This window comes from Deltaproteobacteria bacterium, assembly GCA_016219225.1.
Taxonomy (GTDB): Bacteria; Desulfobacterota; RBG-13-43-22; order RBG-13-43-22; family RBG-13-43-22; genus RBG-13-43-22.
Genome location: JACRBX010000145.1, coordinates 1 through 12,572 on the forward strand (window position 1 = coordinate 1; position 12,572 = coordinate 12,572).

Genomic DNA, 12,572 nt, shown 5'->3' on the forward strand with positions numbered 1-12,572 from the left:
AACCGGAAGAAAACAAATGACTTTTGGCGCTTTTTTGTGCGGGGCTTCGTGCGGGGTTTCATAGTAAAACAGGGCTATTTAGAAACAATTAATCCAAATAGCCCTTTAATGTACAATGTAATTTCAGATAGTTACGAGATTAAGGGAAGCGGCGCAAAACTTCAAATCCGGTGTGCCGTCTGAAGAGGGCGGCAGGTGGGTTCGATTCCCATGCACTTCCGCCACAATATATTTATATTATCAATTAGTTACCTTTTGTCTTCTATCCCCAACTTGACCCCATAGGATCAGTCCAGTCAAATCCTCCGGCATCCTGGGCCAGACAGGCTGCTGCGTCCGCCTGTCTCAGGGGTTACCTGTATCTGGACGCCGATACGTTCCTTGAGTGCCGTGACATGGGATATAACGCCGATAAGCTTGCCGTCCTGCCGCAGTCCTGCCAGTGTCTCCAGTGCCGTTTCCATGGCGTCTTCGTCAAGGGTGCCGAATCCCTCATCAAGAAAGAGGGAGTCAACCCGGACATTCCGGCTGGCCATCTGAGAAAGGCCGAGCGCCAAAGCAAGGCTTACGATAAAGCTTTCCCCGCCGGAGAGATTCTTGGTGGAACGGATCTCGCCCGCCTGGTAGTTGTCGATGACATTCAATTCCAGGGGTTGGACGGTGTCGCGGATGAGGAGATAGCGATCCGTCATCTTCCGGAGCTGCCGGTTGGCATGGGAGGTCATCATCTCGAAGGTCAGCCCCTGGGCAAAATTCCGGAATTTCTTGCCGTCGGCGGAACCGATGAGTTGATGCAGGTTATCCCATCTTGAACATTCTTTTTTCTGCGCGTCAATGGTTTTTATACGCTCTTTCTGTTCCTCCCTTTGTTTTTTATCTTCACTCAAGATCTTACTGATTCCTCCAATATCAACCATAATCTGTTTCAGATCGGCGTCACCGGCGCGGATGTTTTCCTTCAGCGTTTCAGCGGATTCTTCCGTCAAATTTTTATTGCGTTCCGCAGCCAGGGCCTCCGATCGGTCCTTCCGACGGGTATCAAGTTCTGTTTTTCCCTTGACCAGGGATCTTTCTTTTTCAACGAGGATTTCCCGTTCTTCTTCACTCAAACGTGACGACAAATATTCCGCCTCGTCCTCGAATCCTGTCCTTTTGATCCGCTCCCACCATCGCTGTTCGGCCTGTGCCAGTTCCGTAGCCCGATGGTCCGTTTTCCCTTGCAAGGAAGCGATTTTCTCTTTCAGAGCGCTGATTTCTTTTTCAATTTTCCCGTAGTCTTCGCGGGCATTTGAAAGGACCTTGCCCGCCTTGTCCACCTCTTCCGCCAGCCTCTTTTCCTCATGGTCGGCGTTCTTTTCGCCGAATAGATCCCGGCGGGAAAAGACCAGAGATGCATACTCCCCTTTCAGACCGTCACGATCCCTGCGTCTTGCCGCCAGGTCTTCTTCCAGGCTGTGCAGCAGGGCCTGATGCTTCTCAATCCCCGCTTTCAGTTCATGGATCTGTTTCTCCTGATGGGTTTTTCCGGCCTCTTTCGCCTGCCAGGTATCTTTGCGCCCGGTCAGGTCTTGCCATAAGGCGTCAAGGCTATCCAGGGAAATTCGGCTGATCCCGAAAGATTCAACATCTGCCAAGGCGGCAGTCTGGGCCTTCTCAGTTTCTTCCGCCAGAAGGGCGCAATCTTTGTTCAGTCGTTCGTGATCACGACCGGCCGTCTCCAGGTTGTATCTGGCCTCCAGTAAGGCCTTTCCTGCTTCGTCAAAGGTCTTCCTTGTTTTTTCCAGGGCCGTCTGCGTCAGCTTTTCCTGGCGACCTTTCTCTTCAATCAGGGCGACAATACCCGTTGTTTCGGCAGTCTTCGCCTGCACGGCGGCAATCTCTTCGCGAATTTTCTCTTCCCGCTCATCTTGGGTAACTTCTATTCTTAGCCTCAATAGGACGTCGGCCCACTGTTTTTCATCAGCCTCCAGCGCCGCCTGTTTTTCCGCCAGTTCTTTTTCGGTATACTGGATTTCCCCTGCCGTCTTCACCCGATCGGCCTCCAACTTGTTCAGATGATGAGACGCCTTTTTGAATTCATCCTTCGTTTTCTGAAGCCCCGCCTCGGCTTCGTTCAGGACCGGTACATTCCCCTCGGCATAGGGGTGCCCGGTAGCGCCACACAGCGGGCAGGGTTGGCCGTCCTCAAGACGTTTCCTTTCTTCCTCGAGGTCGCGGATACGGCTGAGGAGCGACACCTGCGTTTCCCAGGAGATCAACTCTTTTTCCAGAATGGTTTTTTGATCGGTGCAGGATTTGATCTCCTCAATGATCCTGGCGCTGCCGGCCTTTAATGCTTCCCAATTGGTTTTCAGGCTGTTCAGCGCTTCGGATGTCCGGTTTATCCGTTCAAGGGTTTCACTTGTCTTAATCAAAAGACGCTCCCGGTCTTTAAGGGCATCCGCTTCACTGCGCCACCGGCCGATATCGCGTCCCTGGAGGATGGTTGTGATTTCATCCGTCAGGCCCTTGAGATCGTTCTGAATTTTTTCAAACGCCCGGTGGAATTTCTTGTGAGCGGCTTCTCGCTTCGCATAGTCCGTAAGGGCGGTTTCCTTTTTCCCGGCGGTCGCGGAAAGTTTATCCCAAGCCTTTACACGCTTTGCCTCAACCTCCCGAAGCAAAGCAAATCTCCTCTCAATGGCGCCGAGGTTTGTCACCAACGCGGCATCGGCGGCGTGTTTCGTCCGGTATTCATCGATACCTTCAAGGACGGCCTGGGTCTTCTTCAGACCCCCTTCACCCCTTTTAACAACGCTTCTGTAGGCTTCCCCCTGTTTCTCGATTTCTCCGATGGCCCTGTCCTTCTCGGCAAGCTGTTTTTTTTGCTCCTCCAGCCGGACATCGAGGTCACGTACCTTTTTGATCACATCCCCTTCCGACATCTGCCTGGCTCGCGACTTATCCAGCAAAGTCTCTGCGGTCTGCTTTGAAGCGAACGCCTCTCCGCCGGCCTTTTCCTTTTCAGGCAGCAAGGTGACGGTGCCATGGAGTTCCTTTATCTCGCTTTCCTGCAATTTACGTAAAGCTTTTATCCCTTGGTAATCGCCTTCCAGCCCGAGGGCCTTTTGGGATTTTTTCAGCTTTTTGGATTCCGGGGCAAAGGCCTGACAGCGCTGCTCGAAATCCTGCTGTTTCTTTTCCAGTTCTCCCAGTTCTTTCTCCAGGGCAACCATCCCCTCGATCCAGGACAGGGCCTTTCCCGTTTCCTTCAGTTTCCCGGAAAGTTCGGTTTCCTGCTGCTGCTTTTCTATCAGACCGGTCTGCAAACCCTTCTCCTCGTCTTCACTCAAGACCTGGAGCCCTTTCAGTTCGACCTGCAACATCTCAAGTCTGTTGTTCTCTTCCGTGCGGCGCTCGTGAACTTTCATGGAGATCCGGCTGTAGATTTCTGTACCGGTAATCTGCTCAAGAATGGGTGCCCGCTCATTGGGAGGGGCCTGGAGAAATACCGCGAATCCCCCCTGAGCAAGTAGCATCGAACGCGTAAAGCGATCGAAATTCATACCCGTGGCCTTCTCGATGAATTCGCCGACCTGGTTTATCTTTGATTCCAGGACCGTTTCGGAATCGGCATCTGCTATTTCATGCTTTGCCTGCTGCAGCTCGCAGTCCGGCCGCCTGCGGGCGCGGTGCTGGCTCCAGTGGCAACGATAACGTCCCTTCTGGGTTTCGAAGGTCACCTCCGCAAAACATTCACCGGTCTGGCGCGACATGATCTCGTTGCTGTTTTTTGTAACCTTGTCCAGCCGGGGCGTTCTTCCATAAAGCCCAAGGCAGATGGCGTCCATGATGGTCGTCTTCCCCGCTCCGGTGGGACCGGTAATGGCGAATAGTCCTTCAGACGAATAATCCGGGTGGGTAAAATCGACCTGCCATTCGCCCACCAGCGAATTCAGGTTCTTGAATCGAACACCGAGTATCCTCATGCCGTTTTCTCCTACTCCAACATCGAATCTTGCTCGTTGATGGCGACCATGATTTCCCGATAGGAATCCAAAAGAGCCGGTCGTTGGTCTTCAAGGATCTCATGCGATTCGAGGCAGCGATGGAAAACGTCCGTCACGTCGAGATCATCGAGTGTTTCGCCTGCACCCATGCCGCTTATGGCACGTTCCAATACCCGATTGTTCTTGACGCGAAGGATCTCCAGGCCGCTCCCCTGGACGGCCTCATCCAGGCGCGAGCGTAAATCACCGGCGATCACGTCTCCTTCATAGAGGACCTCCAGCCAGGCGTTGCTCCCTCCGGACTTCAGTACATCGATGTCCCGGGCAATGGTTTGCCAATCCCCCCGCAGGGTCTTCAGTTCCTGGAACCGGGGGACGGAAATTTTGGCCACCTTGGGCGACCTGTCCGAAAATTCAGCAAGAACCAGGCTCTTTTCCTGTCCGGCTTCCCCGAAGCCGATTGGCAGAGGCGAACCGGAATAGCGGATGAAATCCGACCCGCCCACGGTCTGGGGGATATGAAGATGCCCCAGGGCAAGGTAATCAATGGTTTCAGGAAACACATCCGTTCCGACCTTCAGGAGAGAGCCGATATACAGTTCACGCACCCCATCGCCGTCAACCGTCTGACCGCCTGCCGTATAGAGATGTCCCATGGCGACAATAGGAACGGTTTTTTTCAACGCGGAGTGTTTTTCTTCAGCCGCTTCATAAACCATCCGGTAATGCGTTCTGATCCCGTCGATAATTTTTCGTTCCTTGTCCTCCAGGCTCTCTCCCGCCGCGGCGGTGCGGATGTCACGGTCCCGGAGATAGGGGATGGCGCAGACGATCAGCAGGGGCGCCTGATCCGGTCCGGTAATCACGACTACCTCATCTCCGGGTGACGCGGATGCGCACCCCACGACGTGGACGTTGAGAAATTTCAGGAGCTCCCGGGGGGCGTTCAAAAAAGAGGGCGAGTCGTGATTTCCCGCCGTGACCACAACATGGCGTCTGGGCGAGGCGGCCACACGGCAAAGAAAACGGTAATACAACTCCTGGGCATAGTTGCTGGGCGTGCTGTTGTCAAACACATCCCCGGCTACCAGGAGCACGTCGATGTCTTCGCTCTCGATGAGCGCCGCCAGCCAGTCAAGAAAGGCTTCGTATTCTTCATATCGCTTGCGGCCATACAGGGCGCGGCCAAGGTGCCAGTCGGAGGTGTGGATGAGCTTCATGAATTCGCTTTCCGCATGATGTTGCCTTTGGATCCTACCATGTTTATGGCACTATAAACCTATCGATGGTTATGTTGCGGCGTCGCTTTTCGTTTTCATCGTAAATGACCTGCTTCCCCCCTAGCCAGGACAGGATTTCCGCATTCCCCTCGATATTGTTCCGGACGGCTTCCATGCGGTGAATGATGTCAGACACATTTTCCAGATTCACCAATCCCCGGTTCAGGTCCAAGAGCTTTTCTTCGAGGACTCGGTAGAACAGCGGCCCGCTTTCCCCTTTTCTCAGGGAAAGGGCGTCCTTCTGGGAGACGACATTCCAGCCGATTTCTCCCGCATACTTGACAATCGGGTCCTGGACGGTAGGTTTTTCAGTGCCTAATGTCGGCGTCATGATTTCGCCTTCTCACGTGTTGTCCCTGTTGATCAAGTTCACGATGACCTTGGTGATAATGTCCATATCTTCGGGCAGGCTCTCCGCAATCATAAGGGTCAGTGCCACGAGAGCATTGTCGCCTATTCGCTTGCGGCCGTCTTCGGCGTACAGAATGCCGCCGGCATCCAGAAACCAGATAAACAGGAAAGCCCCTATACGCTTGTTGCCGTCGATAAACGAGTGATTCTTGATCACGAAATAGAGTAGGTGGGCCGCCTTCTCTTCGACGCTGGGATAGACTTCTTTTCCTCCAAAGGTCTGGTAGATGGCGCCCAGGGAACTTTTGAACGATTGATCCTTTTCCCGTCCGAATAATGCCACGGATTGTCCTTTTTTTCCCGACTCCTCTCCAAGTTTGTCGATGGCTCTCCGCGCCGCTTCATAGGTCAGGGCAAAAGGAATTTTTTTCGTGGTATGTCTGATTTGTAACTGCTGGTGATCGTACTGATCCAGAAGCGATAAGGCATAGGAGTAATCCGTGATCACCTGGAGAAGCCCCGTGGCTTCATCGCGGGCCAGCTCCCGGCCTTCCATGACCCGCTGCAACAAGCCAACGGTCTTCTGTAATTCAAGGAGGCGGGCGTTCTGTTCCCGCAGCCGCTTTTCGTTGATGGAATAACCCATTAGGATATGATCTTTCAGGACCTGGGAAGCCCAGATGCGGAACTGGGTGCCGCGCTGAGACTTGATTCGGTAGCCGACAGAGATGATGACGTCGAGGTTATAAAAGTCAACATCCCGCTCAACGTCGCGCTTACCTTCTTTTCGAACTATTCGGTATTTCCGAATAGTTGATTTTTGTTTTAGCTCGGCTTCAGCATAAATATTTTTTATATGCTCATTTATCGTTGGAACCGATTTTTGGAATAGATCCGACATCATTTTCTGGGAAAGCCATACTGTCTCACCTTCGAGCCTAACCTCTAAGGCAGTCTTGCCCCCTTTTGCCCGATAGATAACAATCTCACCTCTGGGTTCTTCTTTCATGCGCTTACCTCGGATATATCGATATCCAGGTCCTTCACCCGAATCTCACCTGCCATCAGTTTATTCAACATGGTTTTGAAGAGGTCTTGCAGGGCTGATTTATTAGCTGTGTTAAGGTCAATTTTCTGGTCAATAACATGGAGAATCTTTACGATATCTTTTTTTTCAGAAAGGAATAAAGAAGAGGGGGATGGTCAAGGCCACTTCCTTGAATGGTGCAAGACCCGTAATATCTGAACCGCATTTCCACGTACCCAATAAACCACTAAAAATGGGGTCCCGGAAATTACCAGTTCTCTTGTGTTGTGCAGCCTGCCCGGTCTTCCCATATTCGGATGTTTTAAAAGATATTCGACCGCTTCCTGGACCCGTTTAGCCATTTTTTCTGCAGCTTCAGGATTGTCTTCGGCAATATATTGGCCTGCTTCTCGAAGATCGCCTATTGCTTTTAGGGTCCACTCAAGAAGCATGTCTACCTTTTACTCCATTTTTTCAGTTCCTTTAACGCCTTTTCGTGACCGACTAATTTTCCGGCTTCCGCTTCGGCAATCCCTTCACGAATAGCTTGAACTTGCCACTCTTGAACGGCAATAAATTCTTCTATGGCCATTGAGGCCAGGTAAGACTTGGATCGGTCCGTTGCTTTGGCCAGATTTTCTAATCGTTCGGCCAAACGTTCCGGCATTCTAACAGATATCAACGATGTCTTCGCCATAGTAATCTCCGTAAACAATGTAATATTTGTAATCATTTAATAATCTTTTGTCTTTTCTTGTCAAGAATAAAATTTCAGCGTATGGAAAGCAAGATTAGATGTTCACGGGGACTTTAGACCTTTTGCAGCCGAGGCCGGATGGAGTCCGGGTAGGGGAAGGGTTCCCCTTGGTTTTGCGGAAACCCTTCCTTTGCCGCTATTATCGGATGGAGCGAACAGCCGTCAGCAGACGGCTATCAGCCTAAGGTCGTTTTTCCTAAATTTTCGGAAGGCGGAAAGCTGATCGCTGATTTTTTTCCGAAAATATCATTTCCGGATGTAACCTATCGATAACTGACATCGGCTATTTTGACGAATTTATCATTCTGAACCTGGGTCAGGATGGCCTCAAAGGCCCCTTGATGGTTGGTGGGTGTAAAACGAACATCTACACCGCCAAAATTTTCATCTTTATACACACCATAATGTTCGGCGGCATCGATCCATTTTTCCCGGGTCAGGTTCTTACCCACCTTGGCAGCCACCTTGGCAAAAAAGTCCAGCGCGGTGTAACCGGCGGATGTGGGAATGTCAGGTTCTTTACCGAACCATTCCTTGTGTTTCTTACAAAAGGTCCGAATGGAGGCGATGGGGCTTTCCGGATAGACATAAGGGGTTTGACCCGTGGCATAAAACCCGTTAGGAGAGAAGCCCGCCTTAAGGCACAGATCAATGACCGTATGGGTATAAGCAGGAGTCAGCCCGACTGCCTCCACCTTCCAGTTGAGTTGCTTGATCTCTTTCAAGGCCCCGACCGTTTCACGGATGACCGTTGCCAGAACCACAAGCTGAACATCGGCCTTTTTGAGCTTGGCGATCTGTGTGCTGAATACCGTATCCCCCCGTTTATAGGATTCCTCGGCTATCGGTTTTAGCTTGTGAACCGCCAGCTGATCCTCCATCCCTTTTTTCATGATGGCCCCCATTTCATCATCCTGGTACAGGAGGCCGATTTTAGTATACCCCTTTTTTTCCACAAAATATTTGATGGCGCACCGGGCCTGATCATAATAGGGAACCCACCCGCCAAAGCTGTACCGGTCATAGGGATCGAAAAACAGGGAAGCGGCCGTCAACGGGAACATCTGGGGGATCTTCTTCCCGGAAATGATCGGTTTGGAGGCCCCGGCCGTCGGCGATCCCATATTGCCGACAAAGGCGAATACATGGTCCCGGCTGATCATTTTATTGGTCACCATGATGGCCTTTTTCGGATCATAGGCATTGTCTTCGATCACCAGCCGGATTTTTCGGCCGTGGATGCCGCCGGCCTCGTTGATCTCCCGGGCCCGCATCTCCAATCCCAATTTTACCTGGGTCCCCCAGCCGGCAATGGGGCCGCTTAAATCCTGATGGGAGCCAATGACAACCTCGGTGTCCGTCATCCCTTCTTCGGCCAGCAGCGCTCCTGAAACCCCCAATCCCAACAATAAAACCAAACCCCCGAACAATAATCCTTTTTTCATAATCCCCTCCTGATGGTTAAAAGGTTGCAAAAAAACAGGCTATGGGCTATTGGCTATAGGCGAAGAAAACACCGAAATATCGTTTTACCTATTGCCCATTGCCTATAGCCCCATAAGATTTAATACATGGATTCGATTACATCCCTGAACTTTTCATTGATAAACTTCCGCTTCAGTTTCATGGTCGGAGTGATCTCTTCGTCATCGGTCGTGAGCTGAATATCGATGAGCTTAAATTTTTTAATGGTTTCCACCCGGGCAAATTTTTTATTGACTTCATCCAATTCCTTTTGAATCAGATCGATGATTTCCCCGGCCTTGGTCAGACTGGCATAGGTGGTAAAGGGAACCCGGTTGTCCTGGGCGAATTTCATGACGTTTTCATCATCGATCATAATCAGGGCCGTCAGGTATTTGCGTCCGTCTCCGATGACTACCGCATCGTTGATGTAGGGGCTGAATTTGAGCTGGTTTTCGATTTCCGAAGGGGTGATATTCTTTCCGCCGGCGGTGATGATGATATCTTTTTTCCGGTCGGTGATGATCAAATGTCCGTTTTCATCGATGCGGCCCACGTCGCCGGTATGGAGCCAGCCGTCAACGATGGTCTCTCGAGTTTTTTCGGGATCATTATAATAGCCCATAAAGACATGAGGGCCTTTTAAGAGGATTTCCCCGTCTTCGGCGATGCGGATCCGGGCCTGGGGCAGGGGCTTGCCCACCGTGCCGAACCGGACATCATTCTCATAATGAATAGAAGTGGGGCCGCAATTCTCCGTTTGCCCATAGACTTCTCTGATATCGATACCCAGGGAGTGATAGAATTGTAATAAATCGGGAGAGATGGGCGCTGCTCCGGAAAGGCAATACCTGGCCCGGTTGAGGCCGATACTCTTTTTAAGGTTCTTCATTACCGTCCAGTCCGCCAGTTTGAACAGCCCAGTGAGATAAAGAGGCGGCGCGGAGCCGTTAAGCCGGCAGTCCGAGACCTTTTGACCGACGGCCAGGGCCAAACGAAAGGCCAGCTTCTCCAGGCCGGTGGAATCCTTCATGGTGAGCACCAGTGCGGAATAAAATTTTTCCCAGATGCGGGGAACGGCAAAAAAAATCGTCGGCGAAACTTCACGCATATTTTCCGGAATGGTGTCCAATTCTTCGACAAAGTTTATTTTATAGCCGCCGAGTAAAGGGTTGAAGGCCGAGACCATGCGCTGGGCGATATGGCAAAGGGGCAGGAAGGAAAGGACTTCGTCGCTTTCATACCCCGGATTGACGCTGTTTTGCATCTCCATGGTGCTGAGGATGTTTTGATGGGAAATCATGGCCCCTTTAGGCGGGCCGGTGGTGCCGGAGGTGTATATCAGGATGGCCAGATCCCCGGGCTGGGGACCCTGGAGGCGTTGCAAAAAAAGTCCGGGGTCCTGTTGATCCGATTGTTTCCCCAGTTCCAATAATTCAGTGAAGCTCATGACCATGGGGTCGGAAAAATGCCGCAACCCTTCCATGTCCATGACGATGATTTTTTGGAGACCGGGGGTTTTATGGCGGATTTCTAAAACTTTGTCTAATTGTTCTTCATCCTCGGCGATATAAAACCGGGCCCCGCTGTGGTTGAGGACATATTCGACCTGGTGGGTGGAGTCGGTGGGGTAGATGCCTACGGTCACTCCGCCGGCGGCCAGGATGCCCATATCGCTGTAAAGCCACTCGGGGTTGTTCTCGCTGATAATGGCCGCACGGTCGCCCGGTTCCAGCCCCAGAGCCATCAGTCCGAGGGAGGCCATCTTGGCCTTCTGGCCGTATTCCCGCCAGGAAATTTCCTGCCAGAGGCCGTGGACCTTTTCCCGTAAGGCCGTCCGGTCGGACCACTGGCCGACCCGTTTCCAAAATAACCGGGGTACCGTATTCGCTTCGGGAGGTATCTGTGTTTCCATTTATAAACCTTTTTCTTCGAACTCCGACCTCTTTACTCCGAACTACTTACCGCCATTTTTTCTTCCTCTTCCACCGTTTTGTCCCCCGAATGCCTTCTTCTTTGATACCCAGATAAAATTCCTTAACATCTTCATTGGCCAACAGGGCCTGGCAGGTGTCGTCCATAACGATCCGGCCCAGTTCCAGCACAAATCCATGGCTGGCCACCGAAAGGGCCATGGGGGCGTTCTGTTCAATGAGCAGAATGGTCGTTCCTTGTTCTTTATTGATCCGCACAATGATGGCGTAGATTTCTTTGACCAACAGCGGGGAAAGTCCCAGAGAAGGTTCGTCCAGAAGCATGAGTTTGGGCCGGGCCATCAAGGCCCGGGCAATAACGACCATCTGCTGCTGGCCGCCGCTCAGATCTCCGGCCAATTGAGTGGTTCGTTCTTTTAAAACCGGGAAATAGGCATAAACCATATCCAGGTCTCTTTTGATGTCCTCCCGGTCCTTTCTCAGATAAGCCCCCATAAGGAGGTTTTCCTTGACCGTCAAATCATGAAAGACTTCCCTTCCCTCGGGGACCTGAGAAATCCCCAGCCGGACGATCTTATCCGGGGCCATGGAATCGATGCGCTGCCCCATAAATTCGATGGTCCCTTTTTTCGGGTCCATCACTCCGGAGATGGTTTTTAAAATAGTGGTCTTGCCGGCGCCGTTGGCCCCCAAAATGGTCACAATGGACCCTTCGGCCACTTCGAAGGACACCCCCTTGATGGCCATGATGGGACCGTAATAGGTTTCTATGTTCCGGACCTTAAGCAAAGTCATTTTTTTTCACCCAAATAGGCCTTCATCACCTCCGGGTGGTTGAGGACTTCTCTGGGACGGCCCTGGGTGATCACCTGGCCGAAATCCAGGGCCAGCACCTTGTCCGATACCTGTTGGACGAATCGCATATTGTGTTCGACCAAAAGGACGGTAATCCCCAACTCTTCTTTGATATCGCTCAACCAGAAGGACAGATCTTCGGTCTCTTCCACATTCAGACCGGAAGAAGGCTCATCCAGAAGCAAGAGCCGGGGCGCCATGGCCAGGGCCCGGCCCAGTTCAACGGTTTTTTGGACGCCGTAAGGGAGATTGATGACCCGCTGATTCCGATAGGCCTCAAGGTCTAAAAAGTCGATAATGGTTTCCGCTTTTTTTCGATTTTCTATTTCCTGCTTCCGGACGGATTGAACAAAAAAGGTTTCAGTGAAAATATTGGTGCGGCGGGCGCGATGCCGGCCCAGGATGAGGTTATCGAGAACGGTCATGTTTTTAAAAAGTTCGATATTTTGAAAGGTCCGGGCGATCCCCAGGTCGGCTACCCCATGGGGTTTGATTTTTGAAATCATACGGTCTTCCAGATAGAAAGACCCCTTTTCCAGGTCATAAAAACGATTGATACAATTAAAAATGGTGGTTTTCCCGGCCCCGTTCGGGCCGATGATGGAAAAGATCTCCCCCTGGTCGACGGAAAAACTGACCCCGCTCAAGGCCTGAAGCCCTCCGAAACTGACGAAAATGTTCTCTGCTTTAAAAAAGGCCATCTTACAAAATGTGGGAAAATTCCTTTCTTACAGGTTGCTCAAAAAGGTCCAGATACAAGGCGCCCGAAATCCGGAGGAATGAGGCGTACATAGAAGTACGTCGCAATGACGAGGGATGAGGGCAACGTAGTAGATGGGCCTTTTTCAGCAACCTGTTAATGCCTTTCCGCCTTCTGGTACTTCTTTTCCCTCTTAAAAGAGTCCTTTTTATAGA

The 12,572-nt window shown here is 51.5% G+C and carries 10 protein-coding genes and 1 other annotated feature; all 10 genes read right to left on the minus strand.

Annotated features, from left to right (window positions below; translation table 11 throughout):
• Positions 1–296: 296 nt before the first annotated feature.
• Positions 297–3,968 carry a chromosome segregation protein SMC gene (locus HY879_12330; GenBank protein ID MBI5604133.1) on the minus strand — a complete coding sequence of 1,224 codons (3,672 nt, stop codon included), beginning with the start codon at positions 3,966–3,968 and terminating at the stop codon, positions 297–299.
• Between the two features lie 11 nt (positions 3,969–3,979).
• Positions 3,980–5,209, minus strand: a complete 1,230-nt coding sequence (locus tag HY879_12335; protein MBI5604134.1) for an exonuclease SbcCD subunit D C-terminal domain-containing protein — start codon at positions 5,207–5,209, stop codon at positions 3,980–3,982.
• Between the two features lie 43 nt (positions 5,210–5,252).
• A complete protein-coding gene (locus HY879_12340) occupies positions 5,253–5,600 on the minus strand; it encodes a hypothetical protein (protein ID MBI5604135.1) in 348 nt (115 codons plus the stop codon).
• Positions 5,601–5,612: 12 nt separating this feature from the next.
• Positions 5,613–6,629 carry a virulence protein RhuM/Fic/DOC family protein gene (locus tag HY879_12345; GenBank protein ID MBI5604136.1) on the minus strand — a complete coding sequence of 339 codons (1,017 nt, stop codon included), beginning with the start codon at positions 6,627–6,629 and terminating at the stop codon, positions 5,613–5,615.
• 194 nt (positions 6,630–6,823) lie between these two features.
• Complete coding sequence (locus tag HY879_12350) at positions 6,824–7,099, minus strand: type II toxin-antitoxin system RelE/ParE family toxin (protein ID MBI5604137.1); 276 nt, start codon at positions 7,097–7,099, stop codon at positions 6,824–6,826.
• A gap of 2 nt (positions 7,100–7,101) precedes the next feature.
• Entirely contained in the window at positions 7,102–7,344 is a 243-nt protein-coding gene (locus tag HY879_12355; protein MBI5604138.1) for a ribbon-helix-helix protein, CopG family, read from the minus strand.
• A 323-nt stretch (positions 7,345–7,667) separates the two neighbouring features.
• The gene (locus HY879_12360; GenBank protein MBI5604139.1) at positions 7,668–8,849 is read right to left on the minus strand and encodes an ABC transporter substrate-binding protein; all 1,182 of its coding nucleotides are present in this window, start codon (positions 8,847–8,849) and stop codon (positions 7,668–7,670) included.
• Positions 8,850–8,968: 119 nt separating this feature from the next.
• Positions 8,969–10,783 carry an AMP-binding protein gene (locus tag HY879_12365; GenBank protein MBI5604140.1) on the minus strand — a complete coding sequence of 605 codons (1,815 nt, stop codon included), beginning with the start codon at positions 10,781–10,783 and terminating at the stop codon, positions 8,969–8,971.
• Positions 9,523–9,578, plus strand: a sequence feature (possible 23S ribosomal RNA but 16S or 23S rRNA prediction is too short). It overlaps the preceding gene by 56 nt.
• Positions 10,784–10,829: 46 nt before the next feature.
• On the minus strand, positions 10,830–11,597 hold the full coding sequence (locus tag HY879_12370) for an ABC transporter ATP-binding protein (GenBank protein MBI5604141.1): 768 nt from the start codon (positions 11,595–11,597) through the stop codon (positions 10,830–10,832).
• A complete protein-coding gene (locus HY879_12375; protein ID MBI5604142.1) occupies positions 11,594–12,358 on the minus strand; it encodes an ABC transporter ATP-binding protein in 765 nt (254 codons plus the stop codon). The genes HY879_12370 and HY879_12375 overlap by 4 nt, the downstream gene beginning before the upstream one ends.
• Positions 12,359–12,572 lie beyond the last annotated feature (214 nt).

Bases quoted from the DNA above. Each gene is read 5' to 3' on its own strand.
- HY879_12365 (MBI5604140.1), bottom strand. From the start codon at position 10,783: ATGGAAACACAGATACCTCCCGAAGCGAATACGGTACCCCGGTTATTT.
- HY879_12345 (MBI5604136.1), bottom strand. From the start codon at position 6,629: ATGAAAGAAGAACCCAGAGGTGAGATTGTTATCTATCGGGCAAAAGGG.
- HY879_12335 (MBI5604134.1), bottom strand. From the start codon at position 5,209: ATGAAGCTCATCCACACCTCCGACTGGCACCTTGGCCGCGCCCTGTAT.
- HY879_12360 (MBI5604139.1), bottom strand. From the start codon at position 8,849: ATGAAAAAAGGATTATTGTTCGGGGGTTTGGTTTTATTGTTGGGATTG.
- HY879_12340 (MBI5604135.1), bottom strand. From the start codon at position 5,600: ATGACGCCGACATTAGGCACTGAAAAACCTACCGTCCAGGACCCGATT.
- HY879_12355 (MBI5604138.1), bottom strand. From the start codon at position 7,344: ATGGCGAAGACATCGTTGATATCTGTTAGAATGCCGGAACGTTTGGCC.
- HY879_12350 (MBI5604137.1), bottom strand. From the start codon at position 7,099: ATGCTTCTTGAGTGGACCCTAAAAGCAATAGGCGATCTTCGAGAAGCA.
- HY879_12330 (MBI5604133.1), bottom strand. From the start codon at position 3,968: ATGAGGATACTCGGTGTTCGATTCAAGAACCTGAATTCGCTGGTGGGC.
- HY879_12375 (MBI5604142.1), bottom strand. From the start codon at position 12,358: ATGGCCTTTTTTAAAGCAGAGAACATTTTCGTCAGTTTCGGAGGGCTT.
- HY879_12370 (MBI5604141.1), bottom strand. From the start codon at position 11,597: ATGACTTTGCTTAAGGTCCGGAACATAGAAACCTATTACGGTCCCATC.